Source organism: uncultured Oceanisphaera sp. (genome assembly GCF_947495715.1).
Taxonomy (GTDB): domain Bacteria; phylum Pseudomonadota; class Gammaproteobacteria; order Enterobacterales; family Aeromonadaceae; genus Oceanimonas; species Oceanimonas sediminis.
The window spans coordinates 96048-117476 of sequence record NZ_CANLZU010000013.1; the positions used below are offsets into that span (position 1 = coordinate 96048).

Annotated in this window: 20 protein-coding genes; 8 read left to right on the forward strand and 12 right to left on the reverse strand. The window is 58.3% G+C overall.

Annotated features, from left to right (window positions below; genetic code table 11):
* The first annotated feature begins 53 nt into the window (after positions 1–53).
* Complete coding sequence (locus Q0753_RS09845; protein WP_298719955.1) at positions 54–962, forward strand: DMT family transporter; 909 nt, start codon at positions 54–56, stop codon at positions 960–962.
* 31 nt (positions 963–993) lie between these two features.
* On the opposite strand, the gene Q0753_RS09850 is transcribed toward Q0753_RS09845, so the two are convergent.
* Positions 994–1614, reverse strand: a complete 621-nt coding sequence (locus Q0753_RS09850; protein WP_298719957.1) for a glutathione binding-like protein — start codon at positions 1612–1614, stop codon at positions 994–996.
* A 184-nt stretch (positions 1615–1798) separates the two neighbouring features.
* Positions 1799–2335: a MarR family winged helix-turn-helix transcriptional regulator gene (locus tag Q0753_RS09855; RefSeq protein ID WP_298719959.1), complete on the reverse strand. Its 537-nt coding sequence runs from the start codon at positions 2333–2335 to the stop codon at positions 1799–1801.
* Between the two features lie 234 nt (positions 2336–2569).
* Here Q0753_RS09855 and Q0753_RS09860 point away from each other — a divergent pair, with 234 nt between their 5' ends.
* Positions 2570–3004 (forward strand): c-type cytochrome, encoded by a 435-nt coding sequence (locus Q0753_RS09860; protein WP_298719961.1) that lies wholly within the window; start codon positions 2570–2572, stop codon positions 3002–3004.
* Between the two features lie 140 nt (positions 3005–3144).
* On the opposite strand, the gene rep is transcribed toward Q0753_RS09860, so the two are convergent.
* On the reverse strand, positions 3145–5163 hold the full coding sequence (gene rep, locus Q0753_RS09865) for a DNA helicase Rep (protein WP_298719963.1): 2019 nt from the start codon (positions 5161–5163) through the stop codon (positions 3145–3147).
* Positions 5164–5307: 144 nt separating this feature from the next.
* On the opposite strand from rep, the gene Q0753_RS09870 reads away from it, so the two are divergent.
* Together Q0753_RS09870 and Q0753_RS09875 are read left to right on the forward strand one after the other, a co-directional pair.
* On the forward strand, positions 5308–6522 hold the full coding sequence (locus Q0753_RS09870) for an aminotransferase class V-fold PLP-dependent enzyme (protein ID WP_298719965.1): 1215 nt from the start codon (positions 5308–5310) through the stop codon (positions 6520–6522).
* Positions 6522–6941, forward strand: a complete 420-nt coding sequence (locus Q0753_RS09875; RefSeq protein WP_298719967.1) for a SufE family protein — start codon at positions 6522–6524, stop codon at positions 6939–6941. The genes Q0753_RS09870 and Q0753_RS09875 overlap by 1 nt, the downstream gene beginning before the upstream one ends.
* A 359-nt stretch (positions 6942–7300) precedes the next feature.
* Here Q0753_RS09875 and tcdA read toward each other — a convergent pair whose 3' ends face one another.
* A complete protein-coding gene (tcdA, locus tag Q0753_RS09880) occupies positions 7301–8098 on the reverse strand; it encodes a tRNA cyclic N6-threonylcarbamoyladenosine(37) synthase TcdA (RefSeq protein ID WP_298719969.1) in 798 nt (265 codons plus the stop codon).
* 168 nt (positions 8099–8266) lie between these two features.
* On the reverse strand, positions 8267–9754 hold the full coding sequence (ilvC, locus tag Q0753_RS09885) for a ketol-acid reductoisomerase (RefSeq protein WP_298719971.1): 1488 nt from the start codon (positions 9752–9754) through the stop codon (positions 8267–8269).
* Positions 9755–9907: 153 nt separating this feature from the next.
* Here ilvC and ilvY point away from each other — a divergent pair, with 153 nt between their 5' ends.
* Positions 9908–10792 carry an HTH-type transcriptional activator IlvY gene (ilvY, locus tag Q0753_RS09890; RefSeq protein ID WP_298719973.1) on the forward strand — a complete coding sequence of 295 codons (885 nt, stop codon included), beginning with the start codon at positions 9908–9910 and terminating at the stop codon, positions 10790–10792.
* A gap of 375 nt (positions 10793–11167) precedes the next feature.
* Here the strand turns inward: ilvY and Q0753_RS09895 are convergent, their stop codons facing one another.
* Positions 11168–12214: a potassium channel family protein gene (locus Q0753_RS09895; RefSeq protein ID WP_298719975.1), complete on the reverse strand. Its 1047-nt coding sequence runs from the start codon at positions 12212–12214 to the stop codon at positions 11168–11170.
* Positions 12215–12333: 119 nt separating this feature from the next.
* Between Q0753_RS09895 and Q0753_RS09900 the strand changes: the two genes are divergently transcribed.
* On the forward strand, positions 12334–12600 hold the full coding sequence (locus tag Q0753_RS09900) for an accessory factor UbiK family protein (protein WP_298719976.1): 267 nt from the start codon (positions 12334–12336) through the stop codon (positions 12598–12600).
* Between the two features lie 69 nt (positions 12601–12669).
* Here the strand turns inward: Q0753_RS09900 and fre are convergent, their stop codons facing one another.
* The 4 genes from fre to trxA all read right to left on the reverse strand — a co-directional run bounded on the left by fre (position 12670) and on the right by trxA (position 16761).
* The gene (fre, locus tag Q0753_RS09905; RefSeq protein ID WP_298719978.1) at positions 12670–13368 is read right to left on the reverse strand and encodes an NAD(P)H-flavin reductase; all 699 of its coding nucleotides are present in this window, start codon (positions 13366–13368) and stop codon (positions 12670–12672) included.
* 2 nt (positions 13369–13370) lie between these two features.
* A complete protein-coding gene (ubiD, locus tag Q0753_RS09910) occupies positions 13371–14870 on the reverse strand; it encodes a 4-hydroxy-3-polyprenylbenzoate decarboxylase (protein WP_298719980.1) in 1500 nt (499 codons plus the stop codon).
* A 112-nt stretch (positions 14871–14982) separates the two neighbouring features.
* Positions 14983–16248, reverse strand: a complete 1266-nt coding sequence (gene rho, locus Q0753_RS09915) for a transcription termination factor Rho (protein ID WP_298719982.1) — start codon at positions 16246–16248, stop codon at positions 14983–14985.
* Positions 16249–16434: 186 nt separating this feature from the next.
* Positions 16435–16761 (reverse strand): thioredoxin TrxA, encoded by a 327-nt coding sequence (gene trxA / locus Q0753_RS09920; RefSeq protein ID WP_298719984.1) that lies wholly within the window; start codon positions 16759–16761, stop codon positions 16435–16437.
* Positions 16762–16877: 116 nt separating this feature from the next.
* Here trxA and rhlB point away from each other — a divergent pair, with 116 nt between their 5' ends.
* Positions 16878–18176, forward strand: a complete 1299-nt coding sequence (gene rhlB / locus Q0753_RS09925) for an ATP-dependent RNA helicase RhlB (protein WP_298719986.1) — start codon at positions 16878–16880, stop codon at positions 18174–18176.
* Between the two features lie 5 nt (positions 18177–18181).
* The gene (gene gppA / locus Q0753_RS09930; RefSeq protein ID WP_298719988.1) at positions 18182–19675 is read left to right on the forward strand and encodes a guanosine-5'-triphosphate,3'-diphosphate diphosphatase; all 1494 of its coding nucleotides are present in this window, start codon (positions 18182–18184) and stop codon (positions 19673–19675) included.
* A 95-nt stretch (positions 19676–19770) separates the two neighbouring features.
* On the opposite strand, the gene Q0753_RS09935 is transcribed toward gppA, so the two are convergent.
* Positions 19771–20118 carry a RidA family protein gene (locus Q0753_RS09935; RefSeq protein ID WP_298719990.1) on the reverse strand — a complete coding sequence of 116 codons (348 nt, stop codon included), beginning with the start codon at positions 20116–20118 and terminating at the stop codon, positions 19771–19773.
* Between the two features lie 279 nt (positions 20119–20397).
* The gene (gene hemB / locus Q0753_RS09940) at positions 20398–21411 is read right to left on the reverse strand and encodes a porphobilinogen synthase (RefSeq protein ID WP_298719992.1); all 1014 of its coding nucleotides are present in this window, start codon (positions 21409–21411) and stop codon (positions 20398–20400) included.
* Between the last annotated feature and the right edge of the window lie 18 nt (positions 21412–21429).

The window sequence follows — 21429 nt, forward strand, 5'->3', positions numbered from 1 at the left end:
CGGCGGGGTAAAACTTGCTAGACTGGGCCTTTCCCGCTGATTTGTACTCATTAATGTCTTTTTCTTATGATTACCTCGCCCTGGCGGCGGCGGCCTGCTGGGCCACGGCTAGTTTGCTGTCGGCCAATGCCGCCCGCCATCTGGGCGCCTTTGCCTTTTCTCGCTGGCGCATGTTCTGCGTCAGTCTGATGTTGTGGTCGGTGGCCTTGCTGACCGGAGGCTGGAGCAGCCTGAACGGTCACAGCCTGAGCATCATGGCGCTGTCCGGCCTGATCGGTATTTTTATCGGCGATACCGCCCTTTTTGCCGCCATGAACCGACTCGGCCCCCGCCGGGCGGGCGTACTGTTTGCCACCCATGCACTGTTCTCTGCCGTACTGGCCTACCTGGTGTTCGGTGAAACCATCACCGGTCTGACGCTGGTGGGTTGCCTGTTGCTGCTAGGTGGGGTCATGACCGCCATTTTCATGGGCAGGCGCAGCAATGAAACCCACGCCTGGGAGCAGGATAATGGCAGTCCCTGGCCGGGCATTGCCCTCGGCCTGCTGGCGGCTTTATGTCAGTCGGTGGCCACGCTGATGGTGAAGCCGGTGATGATGAGTACGCAGGATCCGCTCGATCCTGTGGCTGCTTCGGCGGTACGCATGAGTATCGCTTTTTTCGCGCACCTGGCACTGCTGTGGTGTGGCTTGTCGGTTGCCAGGCCGTTGCAGCGCATCAACTGGCCAATTTTCGGCATGGTGGCGCTGAACGCCTTTCTGGCGATGGGGGTGGGCATGACCCTGATTTTGCTGGCCTTGCGCCATGGCGAGGTGGGCATGGTGGCCATGCTGAGTTCGGTGAGTCCGGTGCTGGTGCTGCCGTTGCTGTGGCTGATCATGAAGCGCCGCCCGGCCAATGGAGCCTGGCTGGGCGCGCTGGCAACGGTAATAGGTACTCTGCTGATTGTGGCGCGTCATTAACGACGTCGACATTTGTGTTACAGGATGGAACTTAAAGCGGGAGTCCTTCCTTATCGAGTACCTGGCGCACCGCCGGGTCCTCTTTCATGTCCTGAAAATGTCGTGCCACATGCGGATAGGCATTGAGTCCGTCGGGCATCACTCGTACGGCCCAGTAGGTAAAGGCAAAGGCGCAGGCGTCTACAATGCTGAGGTGTTCGTCCATATACCAGGTTCGGCTGGCCAGGTGGTTATCCATTCGCTGCAGCAAGGGCGCCGCCTGGGCCGGTACCGCCGCCTTGATGGCATTCAGGGCGGCGTCACTGGTATCTGTGGTGTATTTACCGGGGGCAAAGTAGGGCACGAAGGCGCGATATACGTCGGTGTTGAAAAAACTCAGCCAGTAATCGCACTGATATAACAGCACCGGATCGGTACCCGGTCCCAGATGCTCGCCCTGTGGCAAACGCGACAAATAACGCAGAATGGCGCTGTTCTGGTACAGAGCCCCCATTTCTTCGGTAAACAGCACCGGCACCGCGGCCAGATAGTTAATCTTGAGGAACGCCGGATCCCGGGTATCCGCCCGTTCCAGCTCATAGGGGACGTCAAGCCAGGACAACACGATATGAGGGGCGAGTGAACAAGCGCCAGGCCTGTAATATAACTTCATTCAATAACCTCCTTGATGGCCATTAGGCCGCTCGGCCTGTCTGAATTCATAGGGTCTGTTGACCTAGTATGAAGCCGGCCCGAGCCTCCGGCTTCACCTTGCTTGAGTATCAGCAGGAAAACGGAAATTCGCGACGTCATGCCGTCAAATCTTCCGGTAAATGACCAGAAAGTTGAAGCAGGCCTCAGTCTTCCACCGCCAGCAGCATTTTCTTTAACAGAACGGCAAACTGTTGCTGCTCATCGTTCGACAAGGTACCGGCCAGCTCGGCCTCGGCGGCCAGGTGATGCCCGACCGCTTCTTCTACCACCCTGAACCCTTCTTCGGTCAGCGTGACAATGACACCGCGCCGGTCGTGATCCGCCTGGGCCCGACTGACCAGACCCCGGCTTTCCAGGCGATTGATGCGGTTGGTCAGGGCACCGGACGAAATCAGCACCATGGTCTGTAACTGGTTGGGGGACAACTGGAAAGAAGGCGGATGACGACGCAATGCTGCCAATACATCGAATTCACCCACATTCAGTCCGTAATGCGCCAAATCCTGCAACACACGACGGGTAATGAAATATTCGAGCCGTACGATACGGCCGATGACCTCGGTACTGTCAAAGTCCAGTTCGGGGCGGACCCGGTTCCAGAGGGTAACGATGCGGTCGATTTGATCCATCACCTGATCGCCGGTGCCGGAAGGGGTATTCTGCGTGTGATTATCATTCATTGGTATCGGATGCTCCGTTATGCTCGCAGCCATTTTCATATCAAGAGATATTGATAATAACATAAAGAATTCCGTCGCTGCGCGGCCGTCATGCATACCGGGTCGACTCAAACGTGGTTTTTCAGGCCGTTCCGGGTTTCACCAGATCGTTTAATGACCGCCACACTTGGGGTATACTCGACGGGTTTAATGAAATTCAATGGAAATAAATAAGCCAACTGGGAGAATAAAAAGGTGAGCCTGTTAAGAAACCTGTTGCTTGCCGGCGTTGCCGCTGCCTCTTTGAGTGGTATGGCCTACGCCGCCAATGATATGTCGCCCGAAGCGGTTGCCGAGCGCACCAAGCCGGTAGGCAGCGTCTACACTGCCGCCGATCTGGAAGGCATTGTCGATACCGCCGCCGCCGGTAGCAGCGATGAAGCCGCCGGGCCGCGCAGTGGTGATGCCGTATTCACCGCCGCCTGCTCTGCCTGTCACTCCACCGGTGCCGCCGGCGCGCCCATCAAGGGTGATGCCGCCGCCTGGGAACCTCGTGTCGCCAAGGGCCGTGACACTCTGCTGAACCACGCGCTGAATGGCTTCAATGCCATGCCGCCTCGCGGTGCCTGCGGTGCCTGCTCGGATGAAGAGATTGCCAACGCCGTTGATTACATGCTCGACGCCATCTGAGTAAAACGACGCCTTGAAGGCATCATTGATACAAAAGCCGCAGAAATGCGGCTTTTTTGTTTGTTATCGGTGAGGTGTAAAGTGTGAGGGGTAAAGTGTGAGGGGTAAGGAAAAATCCCTCACTCCTCACCCCTCACCCCTCACGATTTTTTACCGAACATGGCTCTCAGGTTGGCGATGCTGGCCTGGCCCTTTTCCATGCGCTCACCTTCGCTCGGCGGTTTGCGGTTGTGCTCCCAGTCCAGATCCTGCTGCGGCAACTCCAGCAAAAAACGACTGGGTTCGGGCCGTATCTGCTCGCCAAACTGACGGCGCTCCCGGCACAGGGTAAAGGTCAGCGCCTGCTGGGCCCGGGTGATGCCCACATAGGCCAGCCGCCGCTCTTCCTCTATGTTGTCTTCATCGATGCTGCTCTGGTGCGGCAGCAAGCCTTCTTCCATGCCCACCATGAACACATAGGGGTATTCCAGCCCCTTGGAAGAATGCAATGTCATCAGCTGCACCTGCTCGCCGTCGTCTTCGTCTTCACCCCGCTCCATCATGTCGCGCAGGGTCAGCCGAATCACCACCTGCGGCAGGGTCATGGCCTCGTCCAGCTCCGAGCCTTCCAGCATCTGGCTGACCCACTTGAACAGGGTAGACACGTTCTGCATGCGCATCTCGGCGGCCCGCGGGCTGGGCGAGCTCTCGTAGAGCCATTCTTCGTAGTTGATGTCCTTGATCATGTCGCGCACCGCCTCGACCGCATTGCCGCGCGCCGCCTCATCCCCCCGGCGCACCAGCCAGTCGCTGAAGGCGCGTATCGATACCAGGCCACGGCCGGTCAGGGTCTGCTCAAGCCCCAGCTCGAAACTGGCGGCAAACAGGCTCTTGCCCCGGTTATTGGCGTAGGTACCCAGCTTTTCCAGACTGGTGGGGCCGATTTCCCGCCGCGGGGTATTCACCACCCGCAGAAAGGCGTTGTCGTCATCCGGATTCACCAGCAGCCGCAGGTAGGCCATGATGTCCTTGATTTCGGCCCGCGAGAAAAACGAGGTGCCGCCGCTGATCTTGTAGGGAATGCGGTTGGTCATCAGCGTTTTTTCCAGCGTACGCGACTGATGATTACCCCGGTAGAGAATGGCGTAATCGCCGAATTTGCTGCCGTTCATGAACTTGTGGCCCATGATCTCGGCCACCACCCGTTCGGCCTCGTGCTCCTCGTTCTTGGCGAACAACACCCGCACCGGCGCCTCGTAGGCCATCTCGGAAAACAGCTGCTTCTCGAACACGTGAGGGTTGTTGGCGATCAGAATATTGGCGCACTGCAGTATCTGCCCGCGGGAGCGATAATTCTGCTCCAGCTTGATCACCCGCAGGTTGGGGTAGTCTTCTTGCAGCAGCACCAGATTCTGCGGCCGGGCGCCCCGCCAGGAATAGATGGACTGATCGTCGTCCCCCACCACGGTAAAGCGGGCCCGCTCGCCGGCGATCAGCTTGACCAGCTCGTACTGGCTGGTGTTGGTATCCTGATATTCGTCCACCAGCAGGTAGCGGATCTTGTTTTGCCAGAAGGCCCGCACCTCGCTGTTGGTTTTGAGCAACAGGGTCGGCATCAGGATAAGATCGTCGAAGTCCAGCGCGTTGTAGGCCTTCATCTGCCGCTGATAGCGCTCGTAGCACTGGGCAAACAGCACCAGCTCCGGATCGTTCGCCAACCGGGCCGCCCGGGCCGGCAGCACCAGATCGTTTTTCCAGTTGGAAATGGTGCTGATCAAGCGGGCGATCTTTTCCTTGTCACCGTCCAGCTCCTGCTCGGTGAGATCCTTGATCAGCGCCAGCTGATCCTGATCGTCGAACAGCGAAAAACCGGCCTTCAGACCCAGCGTCTTGTGTTCGCGACGGATGATATCCAGCCCCAGAGTATGAAAGGTGGACACCATCAGTCCCCGGGCTTCACCCTTGCCCAGGGTCTGGGCCACCCGCTCCTTCATCTCCCGCGCCGCCTTGTTGGTAAAGGTGACGGCGGCGATGTTGCGCGCCTTGTAGTCACACTGGCGTACCAGATAGGCAATTTTATTGGTAATGACCCGGGTCTTGCCGCTGCCGGCGCCGGCCAGTACCAGGCAGGGTCCGCCAATGTAGCGTACGGCATCGTCTTGGGCTGGATTGAGTTTCATGGCATTTCCGACGGCTGAACAGGGGCGCTCATTCTACCGGCTGCAGCCAAAGGGTGAAAGGACGGGGATTGGGGATTAGGCATCTTGTCATCGCGCAGGCTTTGGCTCATGATCCCGGTCAGCGCTCATTCACCAGACAGGCACATGGCACCGGACATCCCTACCCTCAGACGCGACTTCCCCACCCTGGCCCAAATCGTCAACGGCCATCCGCTGGTGTATCTGGACAACGCCGCTACCACCCAGAAGCCGCAGCCGGTGCTGGACGCCCTCAATCACTATTACCGGGACACCAACGCCAATGTGCACCGCGCCTCTCACGCCCTGAGCGGCCAGGCCACCCGCGCCTTCGAGGCGGCCCGTGGCAAGGTGGCCCGCTTTATCAATGCCCCGGCGCCCGAGCAGGTGATCTGGACCCGCGGCACCACCGAAGCCATCAATCTGGTGGCCCACAGCTTTGGCATGCACCATTTGCAAGCGGGTGACGAGATACTGCTCTCTACCCTCGAGCATCACGCCAATATCGTGCCCTGGCAGCAGGTGGCGGCGGCCACCGGTGCCGTCATCAAGGTGATACCGCTTACCGCGGGCGCCGAGCTGGATCTGGAGGCCGCCGCCCGGCTGATATCGCCCCGCACCCGGCTACTGGCCGTGGGCCAGGTGTCCAATGCGCTGGGGGTGATCAACCCGGTCAGAGAGCTGATTGCCATGGCCAAGTCCGTGGGCGCGGTCACGCTGATAGATGGCGCTCAGGCGGTGGGGCATCTGCCGGTGGATGTGCAGAGCCTGGACTGTGATTTTTATGTATTCTCCGGCCACAAGATGTTCGCCCCCACCGGCATCGGCGTGCTCTACGGCAAGCGGGAGTGGCTGGAGAAAATGCCGCCCTGGCAGACCGGCGGCGAGATGATCAAGAGCGTCAGCTTCGAGCGCACCACTTTCGGTGAGCTGCCGTTCAAATTCGAGGCCGGCACCCCCAACATTGCCGGTGCCATCGCCCTGGGCGCGGCGGTGGATTATCTGTCCGGCCTCGACCGGGCTGGCCTGGCTCGGCATGAACACAAGCTGTTGCAGCAACTGATGATCGGCCTGAACGCCATGCCGGACGTACACATCATCGGCCGGCCCCAGGCGGGATCCGTGTCGTTCACCATCGACGAGGTACACCCTCAGGATCTGGCCACCCTGCTGGACATGCAGGGCATCGCCGTGCGTACCGGCCATCACTGCGCCATGCCGCTGATGCAGGCACTGGGGCTGGATCAGGGCACCATTCGTGCCTCGGTGGCGTTCTACAACACAGAACAAGATATAGCGGCCCTGCTGGCCGGCATTCACAAAGCCCGGGAGTTTTTCTGATGCATCCGTTTGGCACCACGCTTACCGATACCGATATTCGCACCCTGTTTGAGGCCGCCCACGGCTGGGAAGCCCGCTACAAGGAGCTGATCAAACTGGCGAAGCAGCTACCGTCGCTGGCGGCCGAACACCGCATCGAGGCCAACGCCATTCACGGCTGCGAAAGCCAGGCCTGGCTGGTAAGCGAGCAGGATGAAGAGGGTGTCTGGCAGTTTCACTGCGACGCGGACGCCCGCATCGTCAAGGGGCTGATGGCCGTGGTACTGGCGGCACTCAGCAACAAGACCTCCGAGCAGATCCAGACCTTCGATATGGACGCCTATTTTGCCGAACTGCAGTTGTTGTCACACCTGAGCCCGTCCCGGGGTAACGGCTTAAGGGCGGTGGTCACAGCCATCAAAACCAGGGCAGAAAGCTGAATCGATCGCAATGCGAAGCTGCAGCGAGGTTGCGCTCCGCCGACACGCTTCAAGCCCATCCATGGGGCGCTCGGCACATGCCGTCCATGGCATGTGACGGTCGGCTCCGGCAATCCCCGCTGCAGCTTCATGAAGCTCCGGCGCTACCTGTTGGATACTGACCGTCAACTCCGGGCCCAACCAAGGAGGGGAAAGGGTGTGTCTGCTTCGCCGGCCCTCTGCGCCATGGATGGCGCAGCGGAGCTCCCATGGATGGGTCCACGGCGTGCCGGAGAAGCAGTGCGCTTTGGCCGACGAAAGTGCACGATACGGCAAGCGACAAGAACTTGTGACTAAGAGACAGGCTTAAAGCTGACAGCTTACGGCTTGCAGCTGCTTTCCCCTGTTTGCGAAGCAAGCTTTGAAAGCACCCGGCTGACCATGAAGAAGCCGAAGGTGGCGGTGATGTGGGTGATGGCACCGAAGCCGGAGGCGCAGTCCATCTTCATGGTGCCATCCGATTCCTTTTTGGTGCTGCAAATGCCACCGGCGCCGTCCGGGTAGCGCGGCTGCTCGGTAGAGAAGACGCAATCCACGCCAAACTTGCGCTTGGGATTCTTGCTGAAATTGTGGAATCGACGCAAATCGCCGCGCACCTTACCGGCCAACGGATCCTGGATCGTTTTACTGAGATCGCGGATCATGATCTGGGTTGGATCCGTTTGTCCGCCGGCGCCACCTGCGGTGATCACCGGGATCTTGTTGCGCTTGCAGTAGGCGATCAGCGCCACCTTGGATTTGACCGAGTCGATGGCATCCACCACATAGTCGAAATCACCCAACAGATGCTCAGCCAGGTTGTCCGGGCTGATGAAATCGTCCACCACAGTCACCTTGCAATCGGGGTTGATCAAGGAGATCCGCTCGGCCATGGCCTGGGTCTTTTCCTGACCAATCTGGTTGTTCAGCGCGTGGATCTGACGGTTGGTGTTGGTGATGCAGATATCGTCCATGTCGATCAGGGTGATGGCGCCGATCCCGGAGCGGGCCAGGGCTTCCGCCGCCCAGGATCCGACGCCACCGATACCGATCACACACACATGGGCCGCCGCAAACCGGGCCAGAGCATCGGCCCCGTACAGCCGGGCAATACCACCAAAACGCTCGTCAAAACTCATCTGTCACTCCCCTTGATTGGACGGGCATTATATCAGACTGGCGGGGAACAGGGATTGGGGACTCGGGACTGGAACAAACTCAATCCCCAGTCCCTAATCCCGAGTCCCGGCTATAAAAAAGGGAGGCTTTCGCCTCCCTGTCTTTGTAGCTCTGTTTATTTTTATCTATCAACCGCCAACGGCGATGTTTTTCATATCGGTCATGTAAGAACGCAGGGTCTTGCCGATGGTCTCAACCGGGTGGTTGCGAATGGCTTCGTTCACGTCAATCAGGCGACGGTTGTCAACGGAGTTGGACTCGACCTTGATGGTCTTGCCAATAACATCGGTACCTACTTTCGGCATGAAGTGCTCACGCAGCAGCGGCACGGCAGCGTGTGCGAACAGGTAGTTACCGTACTCGGCGGTATCGGAGATAACCACGTTCATTTCGTACAGGCGCTTACGGGCAACGGTGTTGGCGATCAGCGGCAGCTCGTGCAGAGACTCGTAGTAAGCAGACTCGTCGATGATGCCGGAGGCGGTCATGGCTTCGAAGGCCAGCTCAACACCGGCTTTTACCATGGCAACCAGCAGAATGCCGTTGTCGAAGTATTCCTGCTCGTCGATCACTTCATCGGAAGCCGGGTACTGCTCGAAACTGGTTTCGGCAGTCTCTTCACGCCAGGTCAGCAGATCCTTGTCGTCCTTGGCCCAGTCGGCCATCATGCCGGCAGAGAAGTCGCCCTGAATGATGTCATCCATGTGCTTGTTGAACAGCGGACGCATCAGGCCTTTCAGCTCTTCGGCCAGGTCAAACGCCTTGATTTTGGCCGGGTTGGACAGACGATCCATCATGTTGGTGATGCCGCCCTGCTTCAGCGCTTCGGTGATGGTTTCCCAGCCGAACTGAATCAGTTTGCCCGCGTAACCGGCGTCGATACCGTCGGATACCATCTTCTCGTGAGCAACTATGGCACCAGCCTGCAGCATGCCGCACAGAATGGTCTGCTCACCCATCAGGTCGGATTTCACTTCGGCTACGAAGGAAGACTCCAGTACGCCGGCACGGTCGCCGCCGGTAGCGGAAGCCCAGGCCTTGGCGATGGCCAGGCCGTCACCCTTGGGATCGTTCTCGGGATGAACCGCGATCAGCGTCGGTACGCCGAAACCACGCTTGTATTCTTCACGCACTTCGGTGCCGGGGCACTTGGGCGCAACCATCACTACTGTGATGTCTTCACGGATCTGCATGCCTTCTTCAACGATGTTGAAGCCGTGGGAGTAACCCAGGGCGGCACCGTCTTTCATCAGCGGCATAACGGCGTTAACGGCAGAGGTGTGCTGCTTGTCCGGCGTCAGGTTCATCACCAGATCGGCGGTGGGGATCAGCTCTTCATAGCTGCCCACCTTGAAGCCGTTCTCGGTGGCCTGCAGGAAGGACTTGCGCTTTTCGGCAATGGCTTCTGCACGCAGGGCGTAGGCTACGTCCAGACCGGAGTCACGCATGTTCAGACCCTGGTTCAGGCCCTGGGCGCCACAACCGACGATAACGACCTTCTTTCCTTTCAGGTAGTTACAGCCATCGGCAAATTCGGCGCGATGCATGAAACGGCACTTGCCGAGCTGTTCGAGCTGCTGACGCAGATTCAGGGTGTTGAAATAGTTAGTAGCCATGACCTTTTGCTCCAATTAATCCGTTTAATTTGAATGCTTGCACCGTTTTCTCGGTGACGACCCGGACACTATACCCCAGGCTTTTCATTGCTTAAAATGATATATTCGAAATAGAGTATTTCATTTTATGCAACGTAACTTTTGGAATCGTTCATGGACTTTCGCCACCTCGAACTGTTCGTACACTTAAGCCAAAGTCTGCACTTCGGTCACACCGCCGATGCCATGGCGGTGAGCCCCTCCACCCTCAGCCGGGCCATTCAACGGCTGGAACAGGAAGCGGGCTGCGAGCTGCTGACCCGAGACAATCGCAGCGTCACCCTCACCCCGGCCGGCAGCCGGCTGCAACTATTTGCCCAGGGCTGGCTGGCGGACTGGCAAGCCCTTAAACAGGAACTCAAGCATGGCGACGACAGCCTGCAAGGGCGATTGCGGGTATTCTGTTCGGTGACCGCCAGCTACTTTCTGCTACCCGGCATTCTGGAGCGCTTTCGCAGCCGTTACCCCCGGCTGGAAATACGGCTGGAGACCGGCGATCCGGCGCGAGCCATCGACAAGATTCTGGACGAGGAATCGGATCTGGCCATCGCCGCCCGCCCCGACGCCCTGCCGGCCAAGGTGCACTTCGTCAATCTGCAAACGGTGCCCATGGTGTTTATCGCACCCACCACACCGGGTCCGGTCAGCGAGCTGCTGGAACAGCGGCCACTGGACTGGCAGCGGCTGCCGGTGATCGTGTCGGAGCAGGGCGTGGCCCGCAAACGCGCCAACCAGTGGTTCAAGGCCAAGGGCATCAGCCCCAATATCTATGCGGAGGTAGCCGGCAACGAGGCCATTATTGGCATGGTAGCGCTGGGCTTCGGCATCGGGGTGGTGCCGCGGGTGGTTATCGATCACAGCCCCATGGGCGACAAGGTGCGGGTGCTATCGCCCAGCCCGGCGCTCAAGTCGATAGAAGTGGGGGTCTGTCTGTTGAAGAAGCGGCTTGACGACCCGCTGATCCGCGCCTTCCAGCAAACCGCACTGGAGCCGTCGTAGTAGGGTTATACCTATCGGATGAAGTCCGCTTACAGGTCGGACAAAGGGCCCGCTCCGCCGACTCGCCGTAAATCCATCCGTGGAGGCTCAGCCGTGCCATCCGTGGCACGGATGGTCGGCTGAGCAGATCCCTTCATCCTCCTTGATGCACCGAAGCCGACTGTTGGCATAGTCTGCAACAACACTGTGCTCAAGAAGAGGCAACAGGGATTGCCTCCTCCGACCGTCACATGCCATGGATGGCATGTGCGAGCTTACAGGGACGTACTCGTAGCGTGTCGGAAGAGGCGGCCCTGTTGCCTCTTGGCAGCGAAATCAAACATTAACCAAATGTATCAGCCGATCGGCAGTGATCGGTTCTGAATGCTACCAGCATTACTCCCAGCTTATCTGCGTACTCTGCAGCCGTTCCGGGCAGATGTAATAGAGAAAAGTGCCGCCGCCAACCCGAGTATCGCCGGCAGGATTGAGCTCGATATTCTGGCCGCTGGCCTGACTGGAAATACCCAGCAGGGTGGCATTGTGCTGCTGCTTGAACCGGCTCAGCAGGCTGCTGTAAGCCAGGTCTCCTGCACTCTGCGGCACCTGAATGCGATACAGGGTCGGCCCCAGCAGGGTGGAGAAGATCTGCTCCTGGATCAGGCTGGCGCCCGGATCCTGCAGCGAGCGCACCAGGATCTCTGCCTCCTTCGAGCTGGACACCTCCACGTTGGGACAATGCAGCCGCAGCAGTTCCGCCTTGCTGGCTTCGGTAAACCAGGCACACAGGTGAGCATCCGGGGCCGCCTTGGCGGACAGCGCCAGCGAGGTGGTCAGGGTCTGATCGTCATCCTCGCCGTCTACCAGTACTCGGCTGGCGCGCGCTAACCCCACCCGCGCCAGCTCGTCGGGATGAGTGAAGGAATGCAGACGCGCAAATTTGACCGCCGGTTTGTCAGGAAAGGGATGCTCCATCTCCTGCGTGACGCACAGCAGGATTTCCTGAGCCTGACTGGCGCTGTCGGCCAGCAACAGATCGACGATGCGTTCGGTCTGAGCGCCGTTCCAGCCGAACAGCAGTGTATGACCGGATAAATGTGAATAATCCGCCTTGCCTGACATACCTCTCCTTACCCAGGCTACTAACGTCTGGGTCAATTTACCGATAAAACTGCCGAACACCAGCAGGCCGAAGGGGATCTGGAACAGGGCTACCGCCCAACGGCCCGCCTCGGTGACCGGTGAATAATCACCAAAACCGACGGTACTGATCACCACGGCGTTATAATAGAAAAATACCGACGGCTCGGTCAGCTCCTGCTCTCCCGCCAGACTGAGCAGCAACCAGCTGCCACCGGCCTGCAGCAACAGTAATACCAGCAAATTGTGCCAGCTGAGGCGGCGAGTCAGTCGATAGAGCAAACGCGTAAGCAGATGAAACATGTTTATCTCATTTGAAGCTTGGTCACCTAAAACTACGGGTTTCGTGCCAAAATGGAAAGTCTGACCTGACCGCCGTCGGCAATTAGGGGTAAAATGGCCCCATAGCCAAGGAGACAAGCATGCTAGATCCGAAGAAACTGGAAGAGATTGCCCAACAGATCCAGAACAACCTGCCAAGCGGGCTGAAGAACATGGGCGAAGAAGCGGAAAAGCGCATTCGTACCGTATTGCAGGCCCAACTGGGTAAACTGGATATGGTGACGCGAGAAGAATTCGATGTGCAGACCAAGGTACTGCTGCGCACCCGGGAAAAACTGAACGAGATGGAAACCAAGCTGGCGCTGCTGGAGCGCCACCTGGCCGACGGCCAGGATGAACGAGGCTGAATTCGGCGCGCAACCCGCCCGGCCAAAGAACAGGAACAGGGAGTCATGACTCCCTGTTCCTGAGTGTATTTAAATAAACTCGTACGCGTCACCAAACAGATGATCCGCTTCTACGCCTTTTTCCTTGAAGGCTTCCCGCGCCACACCGGCCATCTCGAAACGACCCGCGACGTAGATGTCGTAACCCGCCAGGCTGGGGAAATCGTCCATGATCACTTCATGTACCATGCCGGTACGACCTTGCCAATGCTCATCGCCATTCTGCACCACTGGCACATAGGTCAATTGCTGGTGCTCGGTAGCCAGGGCGGCCATTTCCCGATCCGCATACAGCTGCTGTTCGAAGCGCACACCCCAGTACAGGAACACCGGGCGGTGCAGGCCATCCGCCAGCATCTGCTGCAGAATGGAACGGGTGTAGGCAAAGCCGGTACCACCGGCCATCAGAATCACCGGATGACGAGATTCGTCCCGCAGATAGGCCTTGCCGGCCGGCAGCTGTACTTCAATCTGTCCTTGATCCTGCATGCGCTTGAGCACCTGCATGGCATAGGTATTATCCGGGCCGGCACCGATATGCAATTCCAGCACACCCTCTTCATTCACGGTATTGGCGATGGAGAAGGGGCGCTTGTCATCGTCCGCCATGACCACCAGCAGATACTGGCCGGGAAGAAAATCCACCGGCAGTTCCGGCTTCAACCGCACATACCACAGGGTTTCGGCCATTTCTTCGAGGGCTTCAACACTACATGTTACTTTCTGCATGACTATCCTTTGAGTTCACTCTGTTCGGCACTTGTTTCCAGGATCCCGAGTTGATCCCATAAGCTGTCGACCCGTTGTTTTACTTCGTCTGTCATCACAATGGGCTGTCCCCATTCCCTGTCGCTTTCTCCCGGCCACTTGTTGGTGGCATCAAGGCCCATTTTGGAGCCGAGCCCGGACACCGGCGAGGCGAAGTCCAGATAGTCGATGGGAGTGTGTTCGATCAGGGTCGTGTCTCGTGCCGGGTCCATTCGGGTCGTAATGGCCCAGATCACGTCGTTCCAGTCTCTGGCATTGATGTCGTCATCGCACACTATCACGAATTTGGTATACATGAATTGGCGTAAAAACGACCAAACGCCCAGCATGACACGTTTGGCATGGCCAGGGTAGCGCTTTTTAATGGTGACCACCGCCATCCGGTAAGAGCATCCTTCCGGTGGCAGATAGAAGTCGACGATCTCCGGAAACTGCTTTTGCAGTATGGGAACGAACACCTCGTTCAGTGCCACACCCAGTATCGCCGGCTCGTCGGGCGGCCGGCCGGTATAGGTGGAATGATAGATGGCATCATGACGGCGGGTAATGCGCTCCACGGTAAATACCGGGAACTCGTCAATTTCGTTGTAATAGCCGGTGTGATCGCCATAGGGACCTTCCGGCGCCATCTCGTCGGGATAGATGTAGCCTTCCAGCACGATTTCGGCGCTGGCCGGCACATCCAGATCGCTGCCGATACACTTGACCACTTCGGTACGACTGCCGCGCAACAAGCCGGCGAAGGCATATTCGGACAGGGTGTCCGGCACCGGCGTCACGGCGCCGAGAATGGTCGCCGGATCGGCCCCCAGTGCTACCGCCACCGGATAAGGCTGACCGGGGTTGGCTTCCTGCCACTCACGAAAGTCCAGGGCACCACCGCGATGACTGAGCCAGCGCATGATCAGCTTGTTCTTGCCCAGCAGCTGCTGGCGGTAGATACCCAGGTTCTGCCGTTTCTTGTAAGGCCCGCGGGTAATGGTCAGGCCCCAGGTGATCAGCGGCGCCGCATCACCCGGCCAACAGTGCTGAATGGGCAGTTGGGTCAAGTCGACATCGTCACCTTCCAGCACCAGCTCCTGACAAGGCGCCCTCTTCAGCCGCCTGGTCGGCATATTGAGCACCTGCTTGAAGATGGGCAGCTTTTCCATCAGCTCTTTCAGACCCTTCGGCGGCTCCGGCTCTTTCAGATAAGACAACCAGCGGCCCACTTCGCGCAGCGACTCTACATCCTGCTGGCCCATGCCCATGGCCACCCGTTTGGGGGTACCAAACAGGTTGCCCAGCACCGGCATATCGAAGCCCTTGGGATTCTCGAACAACAGCGCCGGACCGCCCGCTTTCAGCGTGCGGTCACAGATCTCGGTCATTTCCAGATAGGGGTCGATTTCATGCTGAATACGCTTGAGTTCGCCCTGAGCTTCGAGCTGCGCAATGAAGTCGCGCAAGTCCTTATATTTCATAGGTTTACTCCAAGGGTATCGAATAACGCCGAAGATTATACCCGGTTCAAGATAGCTTGTATCGGGCAATAAAAAACCGCGGGCGGGCCGCGGTTTTTTCAACTGCCGATGATTACTTCTGTTGGCGCTTCATGGCTTCAAAGAATTCATCGTTGGTCTTGGTCATCGCCAGCTTGTCGATCAAAAACTCGATGCCGTCACTCTCGCCCATGGGATGCACGATTTTGCGCAGTATCCACATTTTCTGCAACTCATCCGGAGTCGTGAGCAGCTCTTCGCGACGGGTGCCGGAGCGGGGAATGTCGATGGCCGGATAAACCCGCTTCTCGGCAATCTTGCGTGACAGGTGCAATTCCATGTTACCGGTGCCCTTGAACTCTTCGTAGATAACGTCATCCATCTTGGAGCCGGTTTCTACCAGAGCGGTGGCAATAATGCTCAGGCTGCCGCCCTCTTCTACATTACGGGCCGCGCCGAAGAAACGCTTGGGTCTGTGCAGGGCGTTGGCATCCACACCACCGGTCAGTACCTTGCCGGAAGACGGCACCACTGTGTTGTAGGCGCGGGCCAGACGGGTAATGGAGTCGAGCAGGATCACCACGTCTTTCTTGTGTTCGACCAGGCGCTTGGCCTTTTCGATCACCATGTCGGCCACCTGTACGTGGCGAGCGGCTGGCTCGTCGAAGGTAGAAGCAATCACCTCCCCCTTCACCATGCGCTGCATCTCGGTCACTTCTTCCGGGCGTTCGTCGATCAACAACACGATCAGCACACATTCCGGATGGTTGTAGGCGATGCTTTGCGCGATATTCTGCAGCAGCATGGTCTTACCGGCCTTGGGCGGCGCCACGATAAGGCCACGCTGGCCCTTGCCGATCGGCGATGCCAGATCCAGCACCCGGGCGGTAATGTCTTCGGTAGAGCCGTTGCCCCGTTCCATCCTCATCCGCTCGTTGGCGTGCAGCGGCGTCAGGTTTTCGAACAGTATCTTGTTACGGGCGTTTTCGGGTCTGTCGTAGTTGACCTCATTGATCTTCAACAGCGCAAAGTAACGCTCGCCTTCTTTCGGCGGGCGAATCTTGCCGGCGATGGTGTCACCGGTACGCAGGTTGAAACGACGAATCTGGCTGGGCGAGACATAGATGTCATCCGGGCCGGCCAGATAAGAGGAATCGGCACTGCGCAAGAAGCCAAAGCCATCCTGCAATATTTCCAGCACGCCATCGCCGAAAATATCCTCACCACTTTTGGCATGAGCTTTGAGGATAGCGAAGATGATGTCTTGCTTGCGCAAACGGGCGAGGTTTTCCAGGCCCATGGTTTCCCCAAGCTTTATCAGCTCAGATACGGGGGTATTCTTGAGTTCGGTAAGGTTCATAGTGGTGGGTTTCTGTCAACCAGGATGTGTTAAATAATCGGGAAAGTCTGCCGGATTGAGACTTGAAATCGGAGGGCCTCTGGGGCACAAAATAGGCTAGCAAACGAACAATAAACTAGCACCAAAAAGAAAGGCCGTCTAGCAAAAAACAATAAGGGGTGCATTGCGCACCCCTTATTTTCGCCATTACAGGTTGGCGTCCAGGAACTCTTTCAATTGAGTCTTGGACAGAGCGCCGACCTTGGTAGCCGCTACTTCGCCGTTTTTGAACAGCAGCAGGGTGGGAATACCACGAATACCGAACTTGGGCGGAGTATCTGCGTTCTGATCGATATTCAGCTTGGCCACGGTAACCTTGCCTTCATATTCACCAGCCACTTCATCCAGAATGGGGGCAATCATCTTGCAGGGACCACACCACTCAGCCCAGAAGTCTACCAGAACCGGGCCACTGGCCTTAACCACGTCAGCTTCGAAGCTGGCATCGGTCAGCTGAACAATTTTGTCACTCATCTCCAACTCCAATCAGTCATTTTATCCCGCAACACACAACGTCGAGGGCAATTTAGTTGGCCTATTTCAAATGATCCTGTTTATTATTGCAAGCCTAACCTGATATTCTGACCGCTATGAGCAAAACACACTTAACTGACGTAAAATTTGCCCAGTTGGGCCTGCAGCCGCAGGTTCTGGCCGGACTGGAAGCAAAAGGATTTCACAACTGCACGCCCATTCAGGCGTTGTCGTTACCTCATTTATTGGCAGGCAAGGATATCGCCGGACAAGCCCAGACCGGCACCGGTAAAACCATCGCCTTTCTCGCCGCCACCTTTGACCGCCTGCTGACCACGCCGGCACTCGAAAACCGCCGGCTGAACCAGCCCAGGGCCATTATCATGGCGCCGACCCGCGAGCTGGCCATCCAGATTTTCAACGACGCCGATACCATCAGTGCCAGCACCGGCCTCAAGCTGGGCCTGGCCTACGGTGGCGACGGCTACGAGAAACAGATTGAAGTGCTGGAAGCCGGTGTCGATATTCTGATCGGCACCACGGGTCGCATCATCGACTTCCTCAAGAAGCAGGTTATCGATGTAGGCGCCATTCAGGTGGTGGTACTGGATGAAGCGGATCGCATGTTCGATCTGGGCTTTATCAAGGACATCCGCTTCCTGTTCCGCCGCATGCCGGCCGCCACCCAGCGCCAGAACATGCTGTTTTCCGCCACCCTGTCGCTGCGGGTACAGGAGCTGGCCTACGAGCACATGAACAGCCCCGAACACGTGCAGATAGAGCCGGAACGCAAAACCGGCATCCGTATCAAGGAAGAGCTGTTCTATCCGGCACAGGAAGACAAGCTGCCGCTGCTGCTGACCCTGATGGAAGAAGAGTGGCCCGACAAGGCCATCGTGTTTGCCAACACCAAGCACAGCTGCGAAAAGGTGCACGCCTGGCTGCAGGCCGATGGTCACCGTGTCGGTATGCTGACCGGTGATGTGCCGCAGAAGAAACGACTGAAGATCCTCGAGGATTTCACCGGCGGCGTGCTGGACATTCTGGTGGCCACCGATGTTGCCGCCCGCGGTCTGCATATTCCCGACGTGACTCACGTGTTCAACTACGACCTGCCCGATGACGCGGAAGACTATGTGCACCGTATCGGGCGTACCGGTCGGGCCGGCGCCAGTGGCTGTTCCATCAGCTTTGCCTGTGAAGAATACGTGTTCAACCTGCCGGCGGTGGAAGCCTATATCGAGCATGAAATTCCGGTCAGCAAGTACGACCGGGACGCCCTGCTCGATGATGTGACGCCGCCGACGCACATTCATCATCACAGGGCTCATGCCAATCGCGGCCCACGCCAGGGCGGCGGCCAGCGTCGCCCCGGCGGCAATCATCGCCGCCGCCCACAGGGCAACCGGAGCTAAGCCAGGTGAACAACGCCGCCCTTTATGCCGCCGTCGATCTTGGTTCCAACAGCTTTCATATGTTGGTGGTGCATGAAGTGGCCGGCGCCTGCCGTACCCTGGCCAAGATAAAGCGCAAGGTGCGCCTCGCCGCCGGCCTGCAGGCCGACGGCAGCCTCGATGCGGCCTCCATGCAACGGGGTTGGGACTGCCTGCAACTGTTCGCCGAACAGTTGCAGGACATTCCCGCCACCCATATTCGTATCGTCGGCACCGCCACCCTGCGTCTGGCAACCAATATCGCTGTTTTTCTCGAACGGGCCGAGGCCATTCTGGGCCATCCCGTGCGGATTATTTCCGGTGAAGAGGAAGCCGCCACCATCTATGAAGGCGTAGCCTGGACCTCATCCGGCGTCGGCCGCCGGCTGGTGATCGATATCGGCGGTGCCAGCACCGAGCTAATTATCGGCGAAAATACCCATCCCCAACTGCTGAATAGCCTGCACATGGGCTGTGTCACCTGGTTAAGCCGCTACTTTGTTGGAGGGCAGCTCACGGCCGCCAACTTCGAGCAGGCCATTGCCGCCGCCCGTCAGACCCTGACGCCCATCGCCGGTGACTACCTCAAACTCGGCTGGCAAAATTGTGTCGGCGCGTCCGGTACAGTGCAGGCCATTCAGGAAATCATGATAGGTCTGGGTGAAGACGAACAGATTACCCTCGCCAAGCTGTTGCAACTGAAGCAGGCCGCCATCACCTGCGGCCATCTCGACCGACTCGACTTGCCCGGCCTGCAATCAGAGCGGGCAAGCGTATTCCCGTCCGGTCTGGCGATTCTGATCGCCCTGTTCGAGATGCTGGCCATCGACAGCATGACCCTGGCCGGTGGCGCCCTGCGGGAAGGGCTGATTTATGGCATGCTGGGCCGCCGCCGGGAGTGTGACGCCCGGGAGCGCACCGCCGACAGCCTGATCAGTCGCTATCAATTGGACCGGGAGCAGGCCGAGCGAGTGCGTAGCACCGCCCTCAAGGCCCTGCAGCAACTGGCCAGCAGCCAGCATATCGACTCCCCTGCTACCGCCATGCTGGGCTGGGCCGCCCTGCTCTACGAACTGGGCCTTTGCATCGAGTACAAGCGCGCGCCCGAGCATGCCGCCTACATCATCCGTCATGTAGACTTGCCCGGCTTTACTCCGGCCCAGAAACAGCTGCTGGCCGCCCTGCTGCTGAACCAGCGGGACGAATTTCGCCAGGAGTCGCTGGAGCAACAAGGCGCCATAGAGCCAGAACCGGCCATTCTGCTGGCCCGGTTGCTGCGCCTGGCCATTATCCTCTGCCTGCGCCGCACCCGTGGCACCGTGCCCGAGTTTCGGCTGGAAGCCCGGGATCGACAGCTGATCCTGACCCTGCCCGCCGACTGGAGCCAAAACCATCACCTGCGGGCCAGCGAGCTGCAGCAGGAAGCGGCTCGCCAGACCGAGCAGGGCTGGCCGCTGGTTATAAAACATAGTGAGGAGTGAGGAGTAATGTTCCCTTCACACTTTACGCTTCCCCTCACAGAAGTAAAAAGGCGCCACAAGGCGCCTTTTTTTATGGTTCAAGATGGCGGTAAAAATTACAGCGCCGCGGTCACGGTTACTTCCACCAGCACCACGTCACGGGCCATGTGAGCCTGTACGCAGGAGCGCGCCGGTGCGCAGCCTTCCGGCAGCCACTCGTTCCACAGTTCGTTGAACGCGGCCACGTTGTCGGTATCCTTGATATGGATCAGCGCAGACAGCAGCTTGGAATTGTCGGTACCCGCTTCCGCCAGGTGCTCGTCGATACGCGCCAGTACCTGTCTGGTTTGCCCCACGAAGTCTTCACTCACGTCTTTTGCCACCTGACCACACAGGTAGACGGTTTCGTTGTGGATAACAACGCGGCTTACTTTCTGGCTTACGGACTTACGAATGATGGTCATGGGATTTCACTCTCCTTGTAGAAAATAGAAAGGGGTCTGAAAAGTGTGATCATTCTAACAAAAAAGCCCCGAAATTCGGGGCTTTTTATCACGACAGATTAAGAACTCATACCCATAGGGTTAGGCACTGACCCAGTGTCTATCTGGGCTGTAAGCGCCGCTTTAGCTGGCGTAATCCTGAAAACAGCGGGGTCTTCGAGGCCTGTTGCACAGGCCCAGCCGACTAAAGTGGCAGCTACAACAGGGCCAAAACAGATTATTTTCCTTATGTAATTGGTATCAGTCCTGCTCTTTCAGCCACTGGGCGACGCGCTTGGCGAAGTAGGTCAGAATGCCGTCGGCGCCGGCACGCTTGAAGCACATCAGCGACTCCAGCACGGTTTCCCGCTCTTTCAGCCAACCGTTCTGAATGGCGGCCATGTGCATGGCGTATTCGCCGCTGACCTGATAGGCGAAAGTCGGTACACCAAACTGATCTTTCACTCGGCGCACCACATCCAGATAGGGCATGCCCGGCTTGACCATGACGCTGTCTGCACCTTCCTGAATATCCAGCGCCACTTCCTGCAGCGCTTCATCGCCGTTGGCCGGATCCATCTGGTAGGTGGACTTGTTGCCACCCTTGAGATTGCCGGAAGAGCCGACCGCATCACGGAAGGGGCCGTAATAGTTGGAGGCATATTTGGCGGAGTAGGCCATGATCTGGGTGTTGATGAACCCGGCCTCTTCCAGTGCCTGACGAATGGCTCCGATGCGACCGTCCATCATGTCGGAAGGTGCCACTATGTCGGCACCGGCTTCGGCATGGCTCAGCGCCTGCTTCACCAGCACCTCTGTGGTCACGTCGTTAAGCACATAACCGTCGTCGTCAATGATGCCGTCCTGACCGTGCACGGTAAACGGGTCCAATGCCACGTCGGTCATCACGCCCAGCTCGGGAAAGGCTTCCTTCAATGCGCGCACCGCTTCCTGGGCCAGCCCTTCCGGGTTATAGGCTTCTTCCGCCAGCAGGGTTTTCTGGCTGCTGTTCACTACCGGGAACAGGGCAATCAGGGGCACCCCCAGTTGCACCAGCTCCGCCGCCTCTTCCAGCAGCAGGTCGATAGACAGGCGCTCGATACCGGGCATGGAGGGAACCGCCTCGCGACGCTGAAAACCGGGCAGCACAAACACCGGATAAATGAGATCATCCACCGTCAGGGTGTTTTCGCGTACCAGTCGACGGCTGAAATCATGCTTGCGTAAACGACGCAGGCGACGGGAAGGAAAACCACCAAAAACTTGTTCGGTCATGACTGCTCCTGAATTCGT

Coding starts and splice junctions, on each gene's coding strand:
- Q0753_RS09845 (WP_298719955.1), top strand. CDS start 54: ATGTCTTTTTCTTATGATTACCTCGCCCTGGCGGCGGCGGCCTGCTGG.
- Q0753_RS09850 (WP_298719957.1), bottom strand. CDS start 1,614: ATGAAGTTATATTACAGGCCTGGCGCTTGTTCACTCGCCCCTCATATC.
- Q0753_RS09855 (WP_298719959.1), bottom strand. CDS start 2,335: ATGAATGATAATCACACGCAGAATACCCCTTCCGGCACCGGCGATCAG.
- rep (WP_298719963.1), bottom strand. CDS start 5,163: ATGAAACTCAATCCAGCCCAAGACGATGCCGTACGCTACATTGGCGGA.
- Q0753_RS09870 (WP_298719965.1), top strand. CDS start 5,308: ATGGCACCGGACATCCCTACCCTCAGACGCGACTTCCCCACCCTGGCC.
- Q0753_RS09875 (WP_298719967.1), top strand. CDS start 6,522: ATGCATCCGTTTGGCACCACGCTTACCGATACCGATATTCGCACCCTG.
- tcdA (WP_298719969.1), bottom strand. CDS start 8,098: ATGAGTTTTGACGAGCGTTTTGGTGGTATTGCCCGGCTGTACGGGGCC.
- ilvC (WP_298719971.1), bottom strand. CDS start 9,754: ATGGCTACTAACTATTTCAACACCCTGAATCTGCGTCAGCAGCTCGAA.
- ilvY (WP_298719973.1), top strand. CDS start 9,908: ATGGACTTTCGCCACCTCGAACTGTTCGTACACTTAAGCCAAAGTCTG.
- Q0753_RS09895 (WP_298719975.1), bottom strand. CDS start 12,214: ATGTTTCATCTGCTTACGCGTTTGCTCTATCGACTGACTCGCCGCCTC.
- Q0753_RS09900 (WP_298719976.1), top strand. CDS start 12,334: ATGCTAGATCCGAAGAAACTGGAAGAGATTGCCCAACAGATCCAGAAC.
- fre (WP_298719978.1), bottom strand. CDS start 13,368: ATGCAGAAAGTAACATGTAGTGTTGAAGCCCTCGAAGAAATGGCCGAA.
- ubiD (WP_298719980.1), bottom strand. CDS start 14,870: ATGAAATATAAGGACTTGCGCGACTTCATTGCGCAGCTCGAAGCTCAG.
- rho (WP_298719982.1), bottom strand. CDS start 16,248: ATGAACCTTACCGAACTCAAGAATACCCCCGTATCTGAGCTGATAAAG.
- trxA (WP_298719984.1), bottom strand. CDS start 16,761: ATGAGTGACAAAATTGTTCAGCTGACCGATGCCAGCTTCGAAGCTGAC.
- rhlB (WP_298719986.1), top strand. CDS start 16,878: ATGAGCAAAACACACTTAACTGACGTAAAATTTGCCCAGTTGGGCCTG.
- Q0753_RS09935 (WP_298719990.1), bottom strand. CDS start 20,118: ATGACCATCATTCGTAAGTCCGTAAGCCAGAAAGTAAGCCGCGTTGTT.
- hemB (WP_298719992.1), bottom strand. CDS start 21,411: ATGACCGAACAAGTTTTTGGTGGTTTTCCTTCCCGTCGCCTGCGTCGT.